We start from the raw sequence: 19,919 nt of genomic DNA, 5'->3' as shown, positions 1-19,919 counted from the left end.
CGACCCCAGGGACAGACAATCCGTGTAGCCCCCCGCCCCCTCCCACACGCCCCCCCGGAGCAGCCCGCGGACGTAGTGCCCGCCCCCCGCCCGTGTGGCGCCCGGGCCGCGACGGAGGCGTCGGCCTCAATTCCCTTGGCGGGCTCGGCGGCGCCGCCCCCCGGGCTAACAGCCCCCCCCCCCCCCCCCACCACCCCCCCCCCCGAAATCCGCCGCTGTCGCCTCCACCGCCATCGCCGCCGCCACTGTCACCATCGCCGCCGAAACGCGAGCTGTCGCCGTCGCTGCTGCCGCTGGAGGAGTCGCTGTCGAAGGAACTGCTGTACAGCTCGCTGCCGCAGTGCACCACGGCCGCCGTGCTGGCGTTGTCCGTCAGGCGCCGCAGGGACTGGCAGTCGGCAACGTAGTGAAAGCCCCGGGCGATCTTCAGCTTGGCATCCAGGGCGAACAGCAGCGGCAGGCGACTGGGTTGGGCGGGGTTGATGTTTTCTTCCAGGCAGGCCTGACGCCAGACCCGACGCAGGCCGTTATCGCTTTTCTGCTCGGCGTTCCGGCCCAGCACCGCGGCCGGGGTGTGGTGGAGGAACTGGCCGAAGGCCTTGTTGCAGAACTGCTGGTATTCCCGGGTATGCAGGATGAATTCATGCCACAGGTCGTCCACCACCTGGGACGGCATCGACACGTAGCGCTGGCCGCTCTTGAGGTAGGCCAGGAAGAACTGGCGCAAGCCCTGGGCCACCAGTTGGCAGTCCTTGAGGCTCAGGTGCGGGTGCTGGGTGCGCAGCGGTTCGAACAAACGCGGAGGCAAGGTGAAATTGCGGATGTGGGCTTCCCGGCGCAATGCACGGAGGGCGTTCTGACGGCGCCATAACACCAGGACCAAGGCCAGGGCCACCACTGCGGGAAGGATCAACAGCATGTTCGGTCTCCGCCGGAAAAAGTGCCGAGACAGTGGCGCAAAGCAGCGCTTTATTCAAGCCGGTCCCTCGTAGGAGCTGGCTTGCCAGCGAAGAGGCCCGCAAGCCAGGTGCCTGCCTTGCGGATGCCTTCGCCGGCAAGCCGGCTCCTACAAGTACAAGGCCTCGTCAGCCATGGTTGATGTCCACATCACGGGTCTCGCGCAGGCACAGTAACCCCACCACCAGGCTGACCCCGGTAATCAGCACCGGGTACCACAGGCCATAGAAGATATCGCCGGTGTACACCACCAGGGCAAAGGACACGGTCGGCAGGAAACCGCCGAACCAGCCATTGCCGATGTGATAGGGCAGGGACATCGAGGTGTAGCGGATGCGGGTCGGGAACAGCTCCACCATCAGCGCCGCCAACGGGCCGTAGCACATGGCGGCAATCAGGATCAGGGCCACGATCAGCAGCACCACCATGGGTTTGTTGACGTTCTGGGTGTCGGCCTGCTGCGGATAGCCGGCCAGGGTCACCGCGCCGCGCAGGGCGGCTTCATCGAAGCCGTCGATCTTCACCTCGCCGACGCTGACCTGCACCGGGCTGCCGGCGGGGGCGGCGACGCTGTTATAGGGCAGGCCCTGTTTCACCAGGAAGGTCTTGACCTTGTCGCAGGGGCTGTCGAAACGCGCCTTGCCCACCGGGTCGAACTGGAAGGTGCAGGTGGCCGGGTCGGCGCTGACGCTGATCGGCGCCTGGCGGCTGGCCTGGTCGATGGCCGGGTTGGCGTAGTGGGCCAGGGCCTTGAAGATCGGGAAGTACAGCAGTGTGGCCAGCAACAGGCCGAGCATCAGCACCGGCTTGCGGCCGACCTTGTCCGAGAGCCAGCCGAAGAAGATGAACATCGGCGCGCCGATCACCACGCTGATGATCAGCAGGCTGTTGGCCAGGGCCGGGTCCATCTTGAGGAACTGGGTGAGGAAGAACAAAACGTAGAACTGCGCGGCATAGAAGGTCACCGCCTGCCCGGCGTTGATGCTGAACAGGGCGATCAGCACCACCTTGAGGTTTTCCCATTTGCCGAACGACTCGCGGATCGGCGCCTTGCTGGCCCGGCCTTCCTCTTTCATTTTCAGGAAGGCCGGCGACTCGTGCAGGCTCATGCGGATCCAGGTGGAAATGCCCAGCAGGACAATGGACAGCAGGAATGGCAGGCGCCAGCCCCAGACCTCGAACTGATCGCCAGTGAAGTAACGGCAGGCCAGCACCACCAGCAGCGACAGCAGCAGGCCCAGGGTCGCGGTGGACTGGATCCAGCTGGTGTGCAAGCCACGCTTGCCCTGGGGCGCGTGCTCGGCCACATAGGTCGCGGCGCCGCCGTATTCACCGCCCAGGGCCAGGCCCTGGAGCATGCGCAAGGCCACCAGGATGATCGGCGCGGCGATGCCGATGCTGGCGTAGTTGGGCAGCAGGCCCACGGCGAAGGTGGCCATGCCCATGAGGATGATGGTGGCGAGGAAGGTGTACTTGCGTCCGATCATGTCCCCCAGGCGGCCGAACACCAGGGCGCCGAACGGACGCACCACGAAGCCGGCGGCGAAGGCCATGAGGGCGAAGATGAACGCCGTGGTGTCGTTGACCCCGGCGAAGAACTGCTTGCTGATCACCGCCGCCAGGGCGCCATAGAGAAAGAAGTCATACCACTCGAACACCGTGCCGAGGGACGAGGCGAAGATGACCTTCTGCCCGCCATGGGCGGTGGTGTCCTGCAAGGTCGGGTTCAGGGGCTGTACGTGTTCTGACATGGGGGGCTTCCTTACAGTGATTATTGTTGTTGTTCCACTGCCGACGCCGTGACCGGCGCCGTTGCTGCAGGCTTATCGCGCGCGTGCGATGAGCCTTCGTTTCCCTGCCGACCGTAGGAGCTGGCTTGCCAGCGAAGCGGCCCTTGAGCCAGGTGCCGGCCTTGGAGGCGCCTTCGCCGGCAAGCCGGCTCCTACATCGGGTGAATCCGTTCACACGGTCATGCCGGTGTAGCGGGTTCCTTGTGCTGGACGGTACTCCTGGGGACGCCGGCAAGAATCAGTTCGGCAGCCTTCTCGGCGATCATCAGGGTCGGCGAGCAGGTATTGCCCGAGGTGATGCGCGGCATGATCGAGGCATCGGCGATGCGCAACCCGGGAATGCCGTGCACCCGCAGTTGCGCGTCCACCACGGCGTCGGCGTCGCTGCCCATGCGGCAGGTGCCCACCGGGTGGAAGATGGTGGTGCCGATCCGCGCCGCCGCTTCATGCAGTTGCTCTTCACTTTGCAGTTGCGGCCCTGGCAGGTATTCCCGGGGGTTGAACGGCTGCAGGGCCGGCGCGCCGACGATGCGCCGGGTCAGGCGAATGGCGTCGGCGGCGACCCGCAGGTCTTCGGGGTGGCTCAGGTAGTTGGGCTGGATCAACGGCGCCGCGCCGGCTTCCACGGAGCGGATCTCGACCCGGCCGCGGCTCTGCGGGCGCAGGTCGCAGACCGAGGCGGTAAACGCCGGGAAACTGTGCAAGGGCTCGCCGAAGCGCTCCAGGGACAGCGGCTGCACGTGGTATTCAAGGTTGGCCCGGGTCTGCTCCGGGCCCGAGCGGGCAAAGGCGCCAAGCTGGCTCGGGGCCATGGACAGCGGGCCGCTGCGGTCATACAGGTAGCGCAGGCCCATGCCCATCTTGCCCCACAGGCTGGAGGCGATCTGGTTCAGGGTGCGGGCGTTTTCCAGCTGGTAGATCAAGCGCAGTTGCAGGTGGTCCTGCAGGTTGCCGCCGACCCCGGGCAGGGCATGGCTGACGCCGATCCCCAAGCGTTGCAGCAGCTCGCTTGGGCCAATTCCGGAGCGCTGGAGAATGCTCGGCGAGCCAATGGAACCGGCGCACAGGATGATTTCCCGGCGCGCCTTGAAGTCCACCTGACGGCCCTGGCTGACGGCCCGCACCGCCGTGGCGCGAGCGTTTTCGAGGATCAGCCGCTGCACCTCGACCCCGGTCAGCACCACCAGATTGGCGCGCTGGGCGATCGGCTTGAGAAAGGCCTTGGCGGCGTTCCAGCGCACCCCGGCCTTCTGGTTGACCTGGAAGTAGCCGCAGCCTTCGTTGTCGCCGCCGTTGAAGTCATCGATGCTGGCGATGCCGCTCTGCTCGGCGGCCGTGCGAAAGGCATCGAGGATCGGCCACGACAGACGCTGGCGCTCGACCCGCCATTCGCCGGCGGCGCCGTGCAGCTGGCTGTCGCCGGCAAAGTGATTCTCGCTTTTCCTGAACAGCGGCAGCACATCCTGCCAGCTCCAGCCCGGGTTGCCTGCGGCGGCCCAATCGTCGTAGTCGGCGGCCTGGCCGCGCATGTAGATCATGCCGTTGATCGACGAGCAGCCCCCCAGCACCTTGCCCCGCGGGTAGCTCAGGCTGCGGCCCTGCAGGCCCGGTTCGGCTTCGGTCTTGAAGCACCAGTCGGTGCGCGGGTTGCCGATGCAGAACAGGTAGCCGACGGGAATGTGGATCCAGGGGTAGTTGTCGCGACCGCCGGCTTCCAGCAGCAGCACCCGATGCTGGGGATTGGCCGACAGGCGATTGGCCAGCAGACAGCCGGCGGGACCGGCGCCGACCACGATGTAGTCGTAGGCGTCAAAGGCAGGAAGCATCCGTGACCTCTTCTTGTTCTGATTCTTGTTGCCTCATCCTAGTTGTTAGCTTTCGTTAAAAGAATGTTAGTTTTTGCCCACCCGCTGTGCGTTTTCTAACAATCGCCGACCTCGACATCGATAAGGATTTTCCATGTTCGACTGGAACGACCTGCGCTACTTTCTCGAACTGCAACGCAGCGGGCGCCTGCTTACCGCGGCGCGCCGGCTGAACACCACCCACGCCACCGTGGCCCGGCATATCGAGGCGGTAGAGCAGGCCCTGGGCACCGCGCTGTTCGTCCAGCAGGCCCAGGGCTACCAACTGACCCCGGCTGGCGAGGCGTTGCTCAAGCACGCCGAGGCCATGGAAAACGTCGCTTTGCTGGCCCAGGAGGAAATCACCCAGTCCAGCGCGCCCCTGGGCAAGATCCGCGTGGGGGTCACCGAAGGCCTGGGGGTGAAGTTTCTCGCCGGGCGCATGTCCGCGCTGTTCGAGCGTTACCCGGGGCTGGAAGTGGAACTGGTGGCGGTGCCGCGCTTTGTCAGCATTCTCAACCGCGAGGCGGAAATCAGTATTCACCTGGAACGCCCCAGCGCCGACATGCTGGTGACCCGCAAGCTCACCGACTACCGCCTGGCGCTCTACGCCAGCCAAGGCTACCTGGACCGCGCGCCGTCCCTGCGCAGCCGCGAAGACCTGGGGCGCCACGCCTGGATCGGCTACGTCGACGACCTGCTGTTCAGCCAGGAGCTGATGTTCCTCAACCAGTTCTGCCGCAACCCGCAAGTGGTGTTCCACAGCACCAGCGTCATCGCCCAGCAGGAGGCGGCCCGCTCCGGCCTGGGGATCGCCGTGCTGCCGTGCTACATGGCCGCCGCCGATCCGCAACTGGTGCCGCTGTTGCCGGCCGAGAGCATCCAGCGCGCCTACTGGATCAGCACCCGCCGCGAGCTGCACAAGTCGGTGCGCTTGCGGGTGGTCTGGGACTACCTGATGGAACTGTGCGCGGCCCAGCAACAGGTGTTGCTGGGGCCCCAACCCTAGCCGGGCTCAGAGAATCGGCCCGCAATGGGCCGAGCTGCGGATCGGCGCCCCGGGCTGCAGATCGACGAAACGCGAGCCATAGGACACCGGGTTCAGCGGGCCGCCGTCCAGGCCCATGCCGAGCCCGCCGGCGCTGCGGGTTTCGCCGTCCTGCAGCAGTGGATCGAGGCGCGCGCGCCAGTCCAGCAAGCGCAAGGTCACGGCCTGGCGCCGCTCCAGGTCGCCGGCCAGCAGCGGGCTGGAGCGGTGCCACAGGTACTTGCTGAACAGCAGGGCGTCGCCGGGTTCGAAGGCTTCTTCGATGCGCTGTTGTTCGAAACTGTCGGTGAGCAGGCCGGGGGTGCAGTAGGTCTGGCGCAGGTGCGCGGAAAAATCCTCAATCGACTCGCCCCGGGCCAGCTTTTCCGCCAGCAGGCGCGAGAACTGGAAGTTCGCCTGGGCCGAGAAGCGCGACAGCGGCACCCAGGCCATGCCGCCCCCCTGCCGCTCGGGGCGGATCGGCTGCAACGGCAGCCACAGGCTGAAGGCCGGGTCTTGGGGGCGGATGTAGCGAAAGTTCAGCGAGTCGTAATGCCAGGCAAAACCCGAGCGTCCCACCCCCAGCTCGAAGCTCTGGGCCTCGCTCATGATCAGCCGGCAGCCGCACAGCGAGGTCAGCACCTGGGTAAATGCCGGTTGCCGATAGAGGCGCTCAAGGATGCCGACCTGGGTCACCCGGTGAGTCAGGCGACTGAAGCCGTCACCATGGGCCGAGGCGCCCGAGGGCGTTGCGCGCAGTTGGCTGTCGGCCAGTTCGCGCAGTTGCAGGATGGCCGCGGGGGTCAACAGACTGCGCAGCTTGATGAAGCCACGCTCCTTGAAGTGACGCAGATCGTCCTGGTCCAGGCGCATCGGGTTGACCAGGGCAGGGGTGATGTCGGGCAGGACCGGTGGCAGGTTCACAAGGGCATTCCGTTACCAGGGGACAAGGCCTTTGAGTATGGACAGCACGCATTGGGCCGGCAGGCTGGATTCGACCTCGAACAACGCCTTTGCGACATCCGCCAGTGCCGACGGCGGCGGATGGTCGGCGCCACCACGGTGCTTGTCAACGAGCCGGCCCGGCGTCGATCCCATGGACCAGGCAGCCCTGGCAGCGCACGATTCTCAGCTCTCTTTTGCGCCGCCATTGCTCTAGAATGCCGCCGCTCAGGACCATGCCCGGCCCTGTGCAAGGCGCTTGTCCAGGCCTGCCTGAGCCCGCTGGACCGGCCCCCTCTTGAAGACCCCACGGGTAAAAGGAACGACCCTCGCGATGCAAAAAATCAAACTCGTTCTGGGCGCCGCACTGGCGCTGTTCCTGGCGTACCAGGCCTACGGCTTGTTCTACTACGGCACGCCGTATCAGGGCCGCGGCTACAGCCCCGACCAGGCCTTCTACTACCAGAAATACCGCTTGTTCAGCTGGCGCACCTGGATTCCCAGCATGACCATGCCCGGCGATGGCGACAGTTCGCTCTACAGCGTTGGCGGCTACCTGCGGGTGTTCAAGGCCGACGGCACGCTGGTGGCGCAGTCCTATGACCGCTGCATTTCGGTGGTGGAGGTGTTCTTGAGTGATGAGTCGTTGGTCGGCTTTGGCTGCAGCGAGCACCTGATCATGCTGGCCGGGACGGCCAAGGCGGGTTGAATGCTCCACCCTGGCGCTGGTCCAGGGGGGCTATTGCCTGCGCTGCGGCACCCAGGCACTGCCCAGCTGCAGCGGTTGATCGCAGGGGATCGACAGGGTGGCGCGCAGGCCGCCCTGGGGCAGATTGTCGAGGCTGATCCGGCCGCCCAGGTGCCGGGCGATGACGCTGACGATGGTCAGCCCAAGGCCGGCGCCGTGGATGTTGCCGCGGCTGTAGAAACGCTCGAACAAGCGCTCGCGCTGGCTTTCGTCGATGCCCGGGCCCTGGTCCTCGACGCTGAGTTCGAAATGCTCGCCGACCTGGGCCAGGCGCACATTGATCAGGCCATTGGCCGGTGAAAAGTTCACCGCGTTGCTGATCAGGTTGTTCAGGGCGATGTCGATGGAGGCCGCTTCGGCACGGATCGAGTAGGCGCGTTCGTCCACGTCGAACGACAGTTCCAGGCCCTTGTTCAGCAGCCATGGGGTCAGTTGCACCAGGCTGTCGCGCACGGTGTGGGCCAGGTCGATGAGCTGTTCGCTGGGCACCTGCGCCTTGGGTTCCAGGCGGGCCATGGTCAGCAGCTGGTTGACCAGGCGCCCGGCGCGGTCGACGCCGAGGATCAGCGATTCCAGGGAGGCCCGGCGCTCCTGCTCGGTGCCGGCTTGCAGCAGGTTCTGCGCGTGCACCCGCAACACCGCCAGGGGCGTGCGCAGCTCATGGGCGGCGTCGGCAATGAAGCGCCGTTCGCGGCCCAGCAGCTCCTGGATCTGCGTCAGCATGCGGTTGAGGGCCGCCTGCATGGGTTCCAGCTCCCTGGGCAGGGGGTCCAGGTGCAAGGGTTCCAGGGAGCCGCTGGGGCGCGCCCGCAGGATCGCGGCCATATTGGCCAGGGGGCGCAGGCCCCAGCCAATGGCCAGCCAGATGATCACGGCCAGCAACAGACTGCCCAGGACGTTGGGCCACAGGGTGTGGCGCATGATGCGGCTGACCAGGTCGCTGCGCACATCGACCCGCTCGCCGACCCAGATCCGCAGGCCCGAGTCCGGGTCGTCGAGGGTGAAGGTGCGCCACTGATGGTTGTTGGGGTCCAGAGCGGTGCCGAAGCCCGGGGCCAACGGTTGCAGGGCATAGGTGGGGGCGCTGGTGGTGCGCACCAGCAGGTTGCCTTTGCGGTTCCATACCTGGAAGGCGATCTTGCTTTCGTAAGGGTGGCCGTCGACCTGGGGCATGGCCTGGCTCAGGGCCAGGTTGAAGGCGTGATACAGCTGGGCCTGATCGATGCTGCTGTTGGGCATGCGCATGATGCCCAGCAGCAGCCGGGCATGTTGCGCCAGCTGGGCATCGTAGACTTCGTCGATCTCGTGGTTGCTGTCGTGCAGGTTGAAGCTGGTCAGAATCAGCAGGCCGGCGAACAGCAGACCAATGATCAGGGTCAGGGTGCGCCGGCGGATCGAGTTCATCGACGCTCCTCCACCAGGTAACCCACCCCACGAATGGTGCGGATCAGGTCGGCGGAGAACTTCTTGCGCAAATGGTGGATGTGCACTTCCAGGGTGTTGCTCTCGGCCTCTTCATTCCAGCCGTAGAGCAGTTGCACCAGGCGGTCGCGGGTCATCACCCGGCCCGGCGGCGAGAGCAGTTCGTAGAGCAGCTGGTATTCCTTGGGCGTCAGGGCTACCGGCTCGCCGTGGTAGTGCACCTGCTGGTTGCCCGGATCGAGGCTGATGCCTGCATGCTCGATCAACACCCGGGCACGGCCGGCGCTGCGGCGCAGCAGGGCCCGCAGCCGGGCCTTGAGCTCATCCAGGTCGAAGGGCTTGATCAGGTAGTCGTCGGCGCCGGCGTCGAGGCCGGCGATGCGATCCTCGGTGGCGTCCCGGGCGGTGAGGATCAGCACCGGCAGGGTCGAGCCGCTGTCGCGCAGGCGCTTGAGCACTTGCAGCCCGTCCAGGCGCGGCAGCCCCAGATCGAGCAGGGCCAGGTCGAAGGTTTCGCTGAGCAGCGCATGCAGCGCGCTGTTGCCGTCCTTGAGCCAGTCCACGGTATAGCCTTCGCGGCTCAAGGCCTGGTGGATACCTTCGCCCAGGGGCTGGTCGTCCTCGATCAGTAGTAAGCGCACATCGACTCCTGTCCTGTTCCGGTCATCTGATTTTCTTGCCCACCTCGGCCAGCAAGGCCTGGATCTCTGCGCGGCGGCCCTGGTCGGCCACTTCCCGACCGGGGCGCGGCGCTGCCTGCAGGGCCTTGAGCAAGGCGACCCGGGCTTCGCCGTAGCGGCCCTGGCGATACAGGTGGTCACCCCAGAAGTACAGACTATCCAGGCCCTCGGGGTTTTGCTGCAAGGCTTGCTGAAGCAGTTCCTCGGCCTTGTCGGCGTCGCCGAAACCGATGGGCCAGCCGGGAACGCGATCATACAGCGCGGCGAGGCTGGTGTAGGCGGAACCTTGCAGCGCCTTGGGGTCCAGGCCCAGGGCCAGCTCCAGGTCAGCCTTGGCCGCCTTGGCCTTGCTCAGGGCACCGAGCCCGCCCTGGGCACCGGCCCAACTGCTGGTGACGATGCCCGACCAGATCCAGGCCTCCGCCAGCGCAGGACGCTCCTGAGTGAAGGCCCGGGTTTGCGTGGCCAGTTGTTCGAAGGCCGCGGCCCGCTGCTCGGCCGGCAGCTGGTACTGAATGTGCGCCCAGCCTTGCTGGATACCGCTCAGACGCTGCTGGTCGGCGGCATCCAGGGCCCAGGCGGGCAGGCTCAGGCAGGCCAGCAACAATGCACTGATCAGGGTTTTCATGGTTCCTCGTGCTCCCGTTCGGATCGAATGCTCAGTCGCCGGATCAGCGGCAGGTGTTTGCGCAGGCCGCGGTCCACCAGATTTGGCAGCAGGCTGTTGAGGCGCACGAAAAACCGTTCCGGCCAGCCCAGGTACAGCTCGCGGTGGTCGCCGGCGATGGCGTGCAGCACCGCGTTGGCCACGGTCTGCGGATCGTCGACGTTGCTTTTCAAGGCATCGTTCAAGGCCTGGGCCGCGGGGCTGTTCATGCGGGTGCGGGTGGCGCGCGGCGCCACATAGAGCACGTTGACCCGGGTATCGGCCAGTTCCCGGCGCAAGGCCTCGGAAAAACCGCGCAGGGCGAACTTGCTGGCGCAGTAGGCGGCGTAGCCGGGGTAGCCGATGGAGCCGTAGGTGGAGCCGACGTTGACCACCATGGCGCTGGGCGCCTGTTGCAGCATCGGCAGCAACAGGCGGGTCAGGCACATTGGCGCGCCGATGTTGACCGCCAGCATGGCGTTGATCTCGGCATCATCGAGCTGTTCGAGCATGGCGAAGTGGTTGATTCCGGCGGCGTTGATCAACAGGTTGACGCCGCCGATGGCCTCGGCGGCCAGCAGCACCTTGCGCCGGTCGCTGAGGAAGGTCAGGTCCGCCGACACCCAGCACAGCTGATTGGGGTAGCGCGCCAGCAGCGGCGCCAGGGGCTCCTTGTGCCGGGCCACGGCCAGCACCTGGGCACCACTGGCGCACAGCGCTTCGGCGATGGCCAGACCGATGCCGCCACTGGCCCCGGTGAGCACCGCGCGGGTATCAGACAGACGCATGGGCGCGCTCCCCGACACGTGGCAGACCGCGGAACATCTCGCTGTACAGGTGATAGACCACCTTGGAGGCATGGATCACCGCGGCCTGGTCGACGGGATCGTCGAGACGATCCATCAGGCGCCGGTAGGTCTGCATGTGCTCGATGTCCAGGGCGCCGTGGGACGCCAGGTAGCTGAACGCGCTCTGTGGCAGTTGCAGGCTCTCCTGAATGCTACCGGCGGCCATGGTGGCCAGGGCGATGCTGGTGCCTTCCAGCACGTTGACCATGCCGAACAGGCCCACCGGGTTGCCGCGGGCGATCAGGTCGTAGAGAAAGCTCACCATCAATTCGATGGCCATGCAGGGCTGGCCGTCGCGCACCGCCAGGCGCTCGCCGCCGCAGGCAACGATGTCGTTGAGCACCCACTGCTCGTGGCCGTACTCGTCCTCGATGTACTCGCACACCGCGCTGCGCAGCCATTCCAGGCGCTCCGGCAGGCGAGCGCCACAGGCCATCATCAGCGGCACGGTGTGGCGCACGTGGTAATAGGCCTGGGTCAGGAAGGCCCGGTAGCCCTCAAGGCTGACCTGGCCGGCCACGGCTTCGCGAATGATCGGCAGGTTGAACAGGTGCTCCCGCTCCTGGGCGGTGGCCGCTTGCAGTTGGTCAAAAAAACTCATGACGATGATTCCTCGGAATGAAGGTGGGGGCAGAGCAGGTCGCGGTAGTGTTCGACGATGGCCTCGCGGCGCGGCCGGCCATTGGCGGTCAAGAGGCCGTTGGCCGGAGTGAAGGGCTGCTGCAGGCGGGTCCAGTGATGGACCTGGGCGTAATCGGGCAAGGCCTCGTTGGCCTGGGCCACGGCGGCGGCCAGCTGGCTGTCGCTGCAGTCCGCGCGGTGCGGCCAGAGCAGGGCGTGGTTGCGCGGTAAGGCCTCGCCGTAGACGAAGGCCTGGGCAATGTGGCTGCGTTGGGTCAGCTCGGCTTCGACCCATTCGGGGTTGACGTTGCGCCCGTAGCTGGTGACGAACTGATGCTTCTTGCGGCCCTTGAGGTAGAGGTAGCCGTCGCTGTCGAACTCGCCGATATCGCCGCTGTGCCACCAGCCGTCGAGAGTGTCGGTTTGTCCCAGGTAGCCCAGCAGTTGTGAGCCTTCAATCAGCACCTCGCCATCGGCCGCCAGGTGCACCCGGACATGGGGCAAGGGCTGGCCGACGCTGCCCGGGCGATGTGCCCCGGGGCGGTTGAGGCATACCACCGAGGCGCATTCCGACAGCCCGTAGCCTTCGTAGACCGGCAGGCCCAGGCGCTGGGCCCGTTGCAGCAGCTCCAGGGACACCTTGGCCCCGCCGACCGCAGCGAAGCGCAGGCTGGCGGGATTGAACTGGCGCTGCTCGGCGGCGTTCACCAGCAACAGCAGCAACTGTGGCACCAGGATCAGGCTCTCGGCCCGGCGCTCGGCCAGGCAGCCGAGCAGGGTCGGCACGTCGACGCCGCTGGCGCCCTGGATGCCCAGGGTCTTCTGGCTGGGCAGGCTGAGGGTGGCGCCGGCATAGAGCGCGGCGTAGCAGCCCAGGTTTTCCAGAAGAATCCCCAGCGGCAGCAGCGCCAGGTGATGGCGCGGATTACTGGAATGACTGGCCTGCTCCAGCTCCCGGGCCACCCGCAGCAGGCTCTCGGCGCCCAGGCACACGCCCTTGGGGGTGCCGGTGGTGCCGGAGGTGAAGGTCAGTTTCGCGGTGCCCGCGGGCATGCTCGACGGTCCGTCGAAACGCCGGCGCCAGAACTCGCCCTGGCGTTGGTAACCGGCGGCTTGCAGCGCCGCCTCCTGGCCGTCTTCGGCCACCAGCAGTTCGGCGCGGCTCTGTTCCAGGCAGTGCAGGCGCTGGGCGTCGGTGAAGAAGGGTGGCAGGGTCAGGCAGGCCAGGCCCTCGAACAGCGCGGCCAGGTCCCACAGCAGCAGTTCCGGGCCGTTGTCCAGGGCCAGCGCCAAGACCTGCACCTGTTCATCGCGCAGGCGTTGCTGGCGGTAGATCACCTCGGCGTAGAGGGTGGCGTAGTCCAGCCGCAGGCGGTCGCCCCAGAGCGCGATATGGACGGTCTTTTGTTCGGCGTGTTGGCGAAGCGCTTCCTTGAAACGCTGCACTTCAAGCGACATGGCTGCTCTCCTCGAACGACAGTGGCAGGCCCAAGCGGTTGAACATCCCCATGTTGCGCAGATGGATGAACCCCGCACGGATGTTGCCCACATGTACGGCTGGCTGGCTCTGGTAGTAGCTGCCCCAGTGATGACGCTCTTCACCCAGGCGCTCGGGGTCGGCCGCGCACAGGGTCAAGGGGCGCAGGCCCAGGCGATGGAAGCTGTTGACCAGGCCGACGTTGCCGGTGAACGCCACCCATTCCAGACCGTCCATGGCCAGCAGCCAAGTGATGGCGATGATCGACAATCGCGCGCTGCCGGTGTCGCTGGCCGCCAGGTTGCCCACCTCCACCACGCCCTGGCGTTCCACCGGGCCTTCCACCGGGCGTTGTGCGGCGAGGTCGATGAGGGTTTCGATCGGGGCATCCAGATAGCGCTCCAGAAACAGCGGGCCACTGCTGGCCAGGCGCACCCCGGCGACGGCGCACAGCGCGCCCAGGTGATCGCTGAGGCCGAACAGCTGCGGCATGAACTGATGAATGTTGGCGCCGTGAACCTGGCGGAAGCGCTGGCTGACATAGGCTTCAAAAACCGCGCGCTGGGGCTCCCCGGACAAGCTGCGGGCCAGGGTCAGGGGCGTGGCGACGTCGCAGCCGAAGCTGAGCGGCAGGTGGATGTTGCAGTCGAAGCCAGGCATGGATATAGAGCCTCCCGAAGCGTGTTGGGGAGGAGTATCGGCAGGCTTTCTTAACCCAATCTGAAGATGGCAAAGAGACATCCCAGCGCTCTTCAGGTTGCCTTAAGGCTGGCCCGGCAAGGTGGCGCACCCGGGCAGCAAAAGGCGTTGCGCGGGCCCTGCGACGACCTGAATGACTCAGGCGTGCCGAATCACCGTGAGGACTGTGTATGACTGCTCAATCCGTACCATCGCGCTATGCGCGACTGTCGATCCTGATGCACTGGTTGATGCTGGCGCTGTTCGTCGGTGTCTATGCCTGTATCGAACTCAAGGGCCTGATGCCCCGGGGCAGCACGGCCCGGGGCCTGTTTCTCGGACTGCACAGCCTGTTCGGGATCAGCATCTTCGCCCTGGTGTGGATTCGCCTGCTGGCGCGCCTGAAGCCGCGTCCGCCGATCTCTCCGGCGCCTGCCGCCTGGCAGACCGGACTGTCGCACCTGATGCACCTGATCCTGTATGGGCTGATGATCGCCACGCCGCTGCTGGCCTGGCTGATGCTCTCGGCGGCGGGCAAGCCGGTGCCGTACTTCGAGTTCTTCCTGCCGGCCGCGCCGGTGACGGTGGACCCGGACCAGGCGCGTTTCTTCAAGCACTGGCACGAGCAACTGGGCAATGCCGGCTACTGGCTGATCGGCCTGCACGCCGCGGCCGGGCTGTTCCACCACTACTGGGTGGGCGACAACACCCTCAAGCGCATGCTGCCGGGCCGCTAGTCGGCGGGGGCCCGTTGCCGAGCACGGCGTCCGTCAGGATGTTGCGCGGCTCAAGGGCCCGTCCGCCGGCAAGCCGGCTCCAGCGCGAGGCGGGAGCGGGCGCTGCGGGCGGCGGTTGCTCAGGGGATCACCAGCTCGAAATGCCTACTGGCCAGAGGCTCGCCGTTGACCAGCAACTGCACGCCATGGCGCCCCGGATAATGGCGGCGGGTGGTCAGTTCACGGATCGGCTGGCTGCGGCCCAGGTCGACCTGGGCCAGGGCGGGCAGGGTGAAGGTCTTGAGCTTGAATACCTTGCTCGCCGTGGCACCGGAGGCCTTGACGTAGTCGATGGCGTAATCCACCACCAGGCGCTGGTCGCGGTGGCTGGTGGAGGCCAGGCTCAGGGACAGATCGAGGCGCTCGCCCAGGCGCAGTTGCCCGGGCGTGACCTGGAAGCGCCTGACCTCGACCTCGGCCCGGGCCCCGGCGCCGATGATCGCCAGGGCCCGGCGCTGGCCCTGCTTGATCAGGCTGCGCAGGGCATGGCGGGCGATCCAGGCGCAGTGGGGATGATCCAGGGGCCAGCCTTCCAGGCGCTGCATGACCCACTGCGGGTGGTCCTTGCTGATGTCGTTGAGGTGGTTGGCCACCGACTTGCGCACGTACAGGCTGGGGTCGCTCTTCAGGCGTTCGAGAATCGGCGCCGCCAACTGCGGGTCGGCCTGCAACGGCTCCAGGCGAAACGACCAGGGCAGCCGCGGGCGACTGCCTTCGCTGGCCAAGCGGCGCACGTGTTCATCCGGGTCGCCGGCCCAGTCCAGCATCAGGGCCAGGGTGCGGGCGCAATCCTGGCGCAGGAAGTGCCGCACGGCGAACTCCGAGGAGCCGAAGCCGGTGAAGTACTTCAAGGCCGCCATCGATCGCTCGAAGTCGTGCAGGCCATAGCTGGCCACGTAGTGCGGCAGGAAGATGCACACGAAGCGATTGTTCAGGCGCGGCGCCAGGGCTTGCAGCAGTTCCAGGCTGCTGGGGTAGTCCAGCTCCAGCACCTGGTGCAGGCTCTCGCTGACCCGGGCCAGGCGCTGCATCAGCGACAGCTCGGCGAGGTTGTGGCCGGCCAGTTGCAGGAAGCGCTGACGGTCGAAGGCCGGGTGCACCGCGTGCATGGCGTCGGCGATGTGCTCCAGGCGCTGCTGGTTGAAGATTTCCTTGAGGGCCGGGGCGTTCTCTTGGGTGGAGCTCATGGGGCGTATCCATTCAAAGGCGAGGCGGCGCTCACTGTACACAACCCCTCCTGACAGAACCTGACGGTAATCGCTAGGCGTAGGAGCTGGCTTGCCAGCGAAGGTGGCGCGGCCTCAGCGCATCGGCGGCAGTGGGCTCTCGATCTGCTCGTCCTGCTCGTCGGCCTCGAACAGCCGGGCCAGCTCGGCCCGGGCTTCCTGGGCGCTCTGCAGCACTTTGGCGGCGTCGTCGTAGACCGCGTGCTGGGCCGCCAGCAGTTGTTCGTCGTGCTGGGTGAAGCGCTGGATCCGCGAATCCGCCTGGGCCTGGCTCAGCCCCAGGCCGACCAGGGTGCGACGGCTCATTTCCAGGCTGGAGTAGTAGGTTTCCCGCACGGCCTGGGCCTCCAGGTCCACCAGTCGGTGCACGTGCTGGCGGTTGCGCGCCCGGGCGATGATCTTCAGGTGCGGGTAGAGCTTGCGCACCTGTTCGGCGGTCTTGATGTTGGTTTCCGGGTCATCGGTGGCGATGACGAAGTATTCCGCCGTGCCGACCTTGGCCGCGCTGAGGATTTCCGGGCGCATCGGGTCGCCGTAGAACACCGGCATGCCGCCGAAGCTGCGGATCAGTTCGATGGTGTCCACCGAGGTGTCCAGAGCCACGAAGGGGATCTTCTGTGCCCGCAGGATCCGCGCCACGATCTGCCCCATGCGGCCCATGCCGGCGATCACCACCCGCGGGCTGTCGGCGTCGATCTGGCGGTATTCGGCGGGCATCTCCAGGGGCTTGGCCTTGGGCTTGAGCCAGCGCGAGCAGGCCAGCAACAGCAGCGGCGTGAGGGCCATGGACAGGGTGATGGTGAGCACCAACAGGTCATGCAGGCGGGCCTCGAACAGGCCCTGGTCGCGACCGATCTTGAACACCACGAAGGCGAATTCGCCGCCAGCCGCCAGCACCACGCCCAGGCGCAGCGCGCTTTCGCGATTGAGGTCGCCAGCCAACCGCCCGACCACGTACAGCAGGGGCAGCTTGAGGCCGATCAGCAGCAGGGTCAGGCCCAGCACCGCGATGGGCGCGCTGAGTAGCAGGCCGAGATTGGCGCCCATGCCGACACTGATGAAGAACAGCCCCAGCAACAGGCCCTTGAAAGGCTCGATCTGTGCTTCCAGCTCATGGCGGTACTCGGAGTCGGCCAGCAGCAGGCCGGCGAGGAAGGCGCCGAGGGCCATGGACACCCCCACCAGGTCCATCAGCCAGGCGGTGCCGATCACCACCAGCAGGGCGGTGGCGGTGGACACTTCCGGCAAGCGGGTGCGAGCGACGATGCGAAATACCGGACGCAACAGGTAGCGTCCGCCCACCACCACCACGGCGATGCTGCCCAGCACCTGCAGGCCGTGGCGCAGGTCCTCGGCGCTGCTGGTGTGGTGATCGTTGCCGGCCAGCACCGGGACCATGGCGATCAGCGGAATGGCGGCGATGTCCTGGAACAGCAGGATGGCGAAGGCCATGCGTCCGTGGGGGCTGTTCAGCTCCTTGCGTTCGGCCAGGCTCTGCAGGCCCAGGGCGGTGGAGGACAGGGCCAGACCCAGGCCCAGCACGATGGCGCTGTTCAGCGATTGGCCGAACAGGAACAGCGCTACCACGCCGATCACAGTGCCGGTCAACAGCACCTGGGCCAGGCCGACGCCGAACACTGCCTTGCGCATCACCCACAGGCGCTTGGGCGACAGCTCCAGGCCGATGATGAACAGCAACAGCACCACTCCCAGCTCGGAGATATGACTGACGCTTTGCGGGTTGCCCACCAGCCCCAGCACCGACGGGCCGATCAGCACCCCGGCCAGCAGGTAGCCGAGCACGGCCCCCAGTTGCAGGCGCTTGGCCAGGGGCACGATGAGCACGGCGGCGCAGAGGAACACGACGGCGGCTTGTAGCAGGTTGCCTTCATGGGGCATCGGGGGGACTCCAGGGAAAACGGGGCGCCGGTGATGATAGAGGCTCACCGGTGACAATCAGCGTAGGGGGGTTGCCAGTCTGCGCCCGGATAAAAACGGCATGGGTGTTCTGAGACTGGCGGTGCGCCCTTCAAGGCACGTTGGAGTATGGGCAACGCTGGAGGGGCGCGCCGGTCAGTGCGGCCACTGCTCCAGCAGGATCGCCACGAACTTTTCCGCGGCCGGCGACAGCGAGGCGCCGCGGCGGTACACCAGGCCCAGGGTGCGGTTGACCACCGGCTCGGTCAGCGGAACGCTGACCAGGGTCGGGTGATCGGCGGCGGGCATCGCCAGGCTGGGCATCGCCGACACCCCGAGCCCGGCCTCGACCATGCCCAGCGAGGTGGACAGGTGTTGCACTTCGTAGAACCACTGGGGCCGCCAGCTCAAGCCGGACAGGGCATGGTCCAGCAGCATGCGGTTGCCGCTCAGGCGGCCAACGCCGATCAAGCGGTAATCGCTGAGTTCCGACCAGGTCACCGAGCGGCGTCCGGCCAGTTCATGGTCGCGGCGGCAGGCCAGGACAAAGGGTTCGTTGACCAGTGGCACGAATTCGATGTCCGGGTGCTGGCCGCTCATCATGTTGATGCCGAAGTCCGCTTCGCCGCGCAGCACCGCTTCCAGGCCCTCGTTGGCGCTGAGGTCGAGCAGGCGGATGCGGATTTTCGGGTAGCGCTGGTTGTACAGGCGGATCACCGACGGCAGGAAGTAGAAGGCCGCCGTGGGGATGCAGGCCAGGGTTACCTGGCCGATCTGGCGTTCCGCCAGTTCACGGATGTTGAGGATCGAGTCGTCGAAGTCGTCCAGCAGGCGCCGGGCCTTGGGCAGGAAGTCGCGGCCGACGCTGGTCAGGCTGACCTTGCGCGTGGTGCGATCGAGGAGGGCGGTGCCCAGGCCCTCTTCGAGTTTTTTCATGCGCCGGCTCAGGGCCGGTTGCGACAGGTGCAAGGCGTCGGCGGCTTCGTGGAAACTCCCCAGTTCGGCGATTTTCACGAAAGATCGTATGTCCTGGAGCTCATATTCCATGCTGGTTTCTCAACGCGTCGGGCAGGCGGAACAGCGTGGGAGAGAATATTTGACTCATGCATGAAACGCAATAATGCCTCTGATCTTTGCATTGGAATCACTTTTCAAACCCTGACACTCTTGTGCCCAGAACATCAATTACCTCGATTGATCAACAAGAGTCAGTGTTCATGCAACGAATTCCTTGTGTGTTGATGCGCGGCGGCACCTCCAAAGGGCCGTTCTTCCTGGCCTGGGATCTGCCGGTGGCAGTGGCCGAGCGTGACGAGCTGTTGCTCAACCTGATGGGCTCCGGCCATGAGCTGGAGATCGACGGCATCGGCGGTGGCAGCCCGCAGACCAGCAAGGTGGCGATCGTCAGTCCGTCGCTGCACCCGGAGGCGGATGTCGACTACCTGTTCGTCCAGGTCATGGTGTCGCAGCGGCGAGTGGATACCGCGCCCAACTGCGGCAACATGCTCTGCGCTGTCGGGCCTTTCGCGATCGAGCAGGGGCTGGTCAAGGCCACGGGGGCACAGACCCAGGTGCGGATTCGCAACCTCAACACCGGCACCCTGGTCAATGCCCAGGTCCAGACTCCCGATGGCCAGGTCAGTTACGAAGGCGACACCACCATCGACGGCGTGCCGGGCAGCGCGGCGCCGGTGGCCCTGACCTTTCTCGATGCCGCCGGGAGCAAGACCGGTCAGCTGTTTCCCACCGGCCAGCCTCAGGACCTGATCGACGGCATTGCCGTGACCTGCATCGACATGGCCATGCCCATGGTGCTGGTGCAGGCGGCCTGCCTGGGCAAGCGCGGCGATGAAAGCCCCGCCGAGCTGGACGCCGACAGCGACTTTCTGCAGCGCCTGGAGAGCCTGCGGCTCAAGGCCGGCCTGGCCATGGGCCTGGGGGATGTCAGCGACAAGGTGATTCCCAAGCCGGTGCTGGTGTCCCCGGCCCGGGCCGGGGGCACCCTGGCGGTGCGCTATTTCATGCCCCACAACTGCCATCGGGCCCTGGCCATCACCGGCTCCATCGGCCTGGCTACCGCCTGTGTCACCGAGGGCAGCGTGGTGGCCGAGATGCTGGGCGGGGTCGGTGAGCCGCGCCTGCAAAAGGTTCGGGTCGAGCACCCCAGCGGCTCGATAGATGTCGTATTGTCCTACACCGGAAAAAACGCCGAGACCATCCGCGCCTCGGTGGTCCGCACCGCTCGCCGGTTGTTTTCCGGGTATGTCTACGCGCCTGCTTCACAACGCCTGGCCGGCTAGCCGAAGCGCTTGCCGACACG

The 19,919-nt window shown here is 66.4% G+C and carries 18 protein-coding genes; 4 read left to right on the top strand and 14 right to left on the bottom strand.

The window, feature by feature from the left end; genetic code table 11:
- The 3 genes from DNK59_RS31935 to DNK59_RS19315 form a co-directional block, all read right to left on the bottom strand.
- Positions 1–919: hypothetical protein (locus DNK59_RS31935; protein ID WP_218281278.1), on the bottom strand; the 919-nt coding region annotated here is incomplete at its 3' end.
- 166 nt (positions 920–1,085) lie between these two features.
- Positions 1,086–2,708 carry an MFS transporter gene (locus DNK59_RS19320; protein ID WP_092315555.1) on the bottom strand — a complete coding sequence of 541 codons (1,623 nt, stop codon included), beginning with the start codon at positions 2,706–2,708 and terminating at the stop codon, positions 1,086–1,088.
- Between the two features lie 218 nt (positions 2,709–2,926).
- Positions 2,927–4,573 carry a GMC family oxidoreductase gene (locus DNK59_RS19315; protein ID WP_110724223.1) on the bottom strand — a complete coding sequence of 549 codons (1,647 nt, stop codon included), beginning with the start codon at positions 4,571–4,573 and terminating at the stop codon, positions 2,927–2,929.
- 133 nt (positions 4,574–4,706) lie between these two features.
- On the opposite strand from DNK59_RS19315, the gene DNK59_RS19310 reads away from it, so the two are divergent.
- Entirely contained in the window at positions 4,707–5,600 is an 894-nt protein-coding gene (locus tag DNK59_RS19310; protein WP_092315551.1) for a LysR family transcriptional regulator, read from the top strand.
- A gap of 6 nt (positions 5,601–5,606) precedes the next feature.
- Here the strand turns inward: DNK59_RS19310 and DNK59_RS19305 are convergent, their stop codons facing one another.
- Positions 5,607–6,542, bottom strand: a complete 936-nt coding sequence (locus tag DNK59_RS19305) for a phytanoyl-CoA dioxygenase family protein (protein ID WP_110724222.1) — start codon at positions 6,540–6,542, stop codon at positions 5,607–5,609.
- Positions 6,543–6,894: 352 nt separating this feature from the next.
- On the opposite strand from DNK59_RS19305, the gene DNK59_RS19300 reads away from it, so the two are divergent.
- Complete coding sequence (locus DNK59_RS19300; RefSeq protein WP_110724221.1) at positions 6,895–7,269, top strand: hypothetical protein; 375 nt, start codon at positions 6,895–6,897, stop codon at positions 7,267–7,269.
- Between the two features lie 30 nt (positions 7,270–7,299).
- Here the strand turns inward: DNK59_RS19300 and DNK59_RS19295 are convergent, their stop codons facing one another.
- From DNK59_RS19295 to DNK59_RS19265, 7 genes are read right to left on the bottom strand one after another with little or no spacing between them, the layout of a single operon-like run.
- A complete protein-coding gene (locus tag DNK59_RS19295; RefSeq protein ID WP_110724220.1) occupies positions 7,300–8,712 on the bottom strand; it encodes an ATP-binding protein in 1,413 nt (470 codons plus the stop codon).
- On the bottom strand, positions 8,709–9,371 hold the full coding sequence (locus DNK59_RS19290; protein WP_110724219.1) for a response regulator: 663 nt from the start codon (positions 9,369–9,371) through the stop codon (positions 8,709–8,711). Before DNK59_RS19290 ends, DNK59_RS19295 begins: the two co-directional genes overlap by 4 nt.
- Positions 9,372–9,393: 22 nt before the next feature.
- Complete coding sequence (locus tag DNK59_RS19285; protein ID WP_110724218.1) at positions 9,394–10,038, bottom strand: tetratricopeptide repeat protein; 645 nt, start codon at positions 10,036–10,038, stop codon at positions 9,394–9,396.
- The gene (locus tag DNK59_RS19280; RefSeq protein ID WP_110724217.1) at positions 10,035–10,844 is read right to left on the bottom strand and encodes an SDR family oxidoreductase; all 810 of its coding nucleotides are present in this window, start codon (positions 10,842–10,844) and stop codon (positions 10,035–10,037) included. Before DNK59_RS19280 ends, DNK59_RS19285 begins: the two co-directional genes overlap by 4 nt.
- Positions 10,831–11,505 carry a TenA family transcriptional regulator gene (locus DNK59_RS19275; protein WP_110724216.1) on the bottom strand — a complete coding sequence of 225 codons (675 nt, stop codon included), beginning with the start codon at positions 11,503–11,505 and terminating at the stop codon, positions 10,831–10,833. The genes DNK59_RS19280 and DNK59_RS19275 overlap by 14 nt, the downstream gene beginning before the upstream one ends.
- Positions 11,502–12,983, bottom strand: coding sequence for an AMP-binding protein (locus DNK59_RS19270; protein WP_110724215.1), 1,482 nt, complete (start codon positions 12,981–12,983; stop codon positions 11,502–11,504). Before DNK59_RS19270 ends, DNK59_RS19275 begins: the two co-directional genes overlap by 4 nt.
- Complete coding sequence (locus DNK59_RS19265) at positions 12,973–13,662, bottom strand: thermostable hemolysin (RefSeq protein ID WP_110724214.1); 690 nt, start codon at positions 13,660–13,662, stop codon at positions 12,973–12,975. Before DNK59_RS19265 ends, DNK59_RS19270 begins: the two co-directional genes overlap by 11 nt.
- 209 nt (positions 13,663–13,871) lie before the next feature.
- On the opposite strand from DNK59_RS19265, the gene DNK59_RS19260 reads away from it, so the two are divergent.
- A complete protein-coding gene (locus DNK59_RS19260) occupies positions 13,872–14,417 on the top strand; it encodes a cytochrome b (RefSeq protein WP_092315531.1) in 546 nt (181 codons plus the stop codon).
- Between the two features lie 119 nt (positions 14,418–14,536).
- Here the strand turns inward: DNK59_RS19260 and DNK59_RS19255 are convergent, their stop codons facing one another.
- The 3 genes from DNK59_RS19255 to DNK59_RS19245 all read right to left on the bottom strand — a co-directional run bounded on the left by DNK59_RS19255 (position 14,537) and on the right by DNK59_RS19245 (position 18,646).
- Positions 14,537–15,643, bottom strand: a complete 1,107-nt coding sequence (locus tag DNK59_RS19255) for a DNA alkylation repair protein (RefSeq protein ID WP_110724213.1) — start codon at positions 15,641–15,643, stop codon at positions 14,537–14,539.
- Positions 15,644–15,757: 114 nt separating this feature from the next.
- Entirely contained in the window at positions 15,758–17,581 is a 1,824-nt protein-coding gene (locus DNK59_RS19250; RefSeq protein ID WP_110724212.1) for a monovalent cation:proton antiporter-2 (CPA2) family protein, read from the bottom strand.
- A gap of 174 nt (positions 17,582–17,755) precedes the next feature.
- Positions 17,756–18,646: a LysR family transcriptional regulator gene (locus DNK59_RS19245; protein WP_092315523.1), complete on the bottom strand. Its 891-nt coding sequence runs from the start codon at positions 18,644–18,646 to the stop codon at positions 17,756–17,758.
- Between the two features lie 170 nt (positions 18,647–18,816).
- On the opposite strand from DNK59_RS19245, the gene DNK59_RS19240 reads away from it, so the two are divergent.
- Positions 18,817–19,899: a 4-oxalomesaconate tautomerase gene (locus tag DNK59_RS19240; protein WP_092315521.1), complete on the top strand. Its 1,083-nt coding sequence runs from the start codon at positions 18,817–18,819 to the stop codon at positions 19,897–19,899.
- Positions 19,900–19,919 lie beyond the last annotated feature (20 nt).

Source organism: Pseudomonas sp. TKO26, assembly GCF_003225665.1.
GTDB lineage: Bacteria > Pseudomonadota > Gammaproteobacteria > Pseudomonadales > Pseudomonadaceae > Aquipseudomonas > Aquipseudomonas saponiphila.
Note: the sequence above shows the minus strand (reverse complement) of the source record. Positions and strands in the feature narration are given on the sequence as shown.

Coding starts and splice junctions, on each gene's coding strand:
- DNK59_RS19320 (WP_092315555.1), bottom strand. CDS start 2,708: ATGTCAGAACACGTACAGCCCCTGAACCCGACCTTGCAGGACACCACC.
- DNK59_RS19315 (WP_110724223.1), bottom strand. CDS start 4,573: ATGCTTCCTGCCTTTGACGCCTACGACTACATCGTGGTCGGCGCCGGT.
- DNK59_RS19310 (WP_092315551.1), top strand. CDS start 4,707: ATGTTCGACTGGAACGACCTGCGCTACTTTCTCGAACTGCAACGCAGC.
- DNK59_RS19300 (WP_110724221.1), top strand. CDS start 6,895: ATGCAAAAAATCAAACTCGTTCTGGGCGCCGCACTGGCGCTGTTCCTG.
- DNK59_RS19295 (WP_110724220.1), bottom strand. CDS start 8,712: ATGAACTCGATCCGCCGGCGCACCCTGACCCTGATCATTGGTCTGCTG.
- DNK59_RS19285 (WP_110724218.1), bottom strand. CDS start 10,038: ATGAAAACCCTGATCAGTGCATTGTTGCTGGCCTGCCTGAGCCTGCCC.
- DNK59_RS19280 (WP_110724217.1), bottom strand. CDS start 10,844: ATGCGTCTGTCTGATACCCGCGCGGTGCTCACCGGGGCCAGTGGCGGC.
- DNK59_RS19275 (WP_110724216.1), bottom strand. CDS start 11,505: ATGAGTTTTTTTGACCAACTGCAAGCGGCCACCGCCCAGGAGCGGGAG.
- DNK59_RS19270 (WP_110724215.1), bottom strand. CDS start 12,983: ATGTCGCTTGAAGTGCAGCGTTTCAAGGAAGCGCTTCGCCAACACGCC.
- DNK59_RS19265 (WP_110724214.1), bottom strand. CDS start 13,662: ATGCCTGGCTTCGACTGCAACATCCACCTGCCGCTCAGCTTCGGCTGC.
- DNK59_RS19260 (WP_092315531.1), top strand. CDS start 13,872: ATGACTGCTCAATCCGTACCATCGCGCTATGCGCGACTGTCGATCCTG.
- DNK59_RS19255 (WP_110724213.1), bottom strand. CDS start 15,643: ATGAGCTCCACCCAAGAGAACGCCCCGGCCCTCAAGGAAATCTTCAAC.
- DNK59_RS19250 (WP_110724212.1), bottom strand. CDS start 17,581: ATGCCCCATGAAGGCAACCTGCTACAAGCCGCCGTCGTGTTCCTCTGC.
- DNK59_RS19245 (WP_092315523.1), bottom strand. CDS start 18,646: ATGGAATATGAGCTCCAGGACATACGATCTTTCGTGAAAATCGCCGAA.
- DNK59_RS19240 (WP_092315521.1), top strand. CDS start 18,817: ATGCAACGAATTCCTTGTGTGTTGATGCGCGGCGGCACCTCCAAAGGG.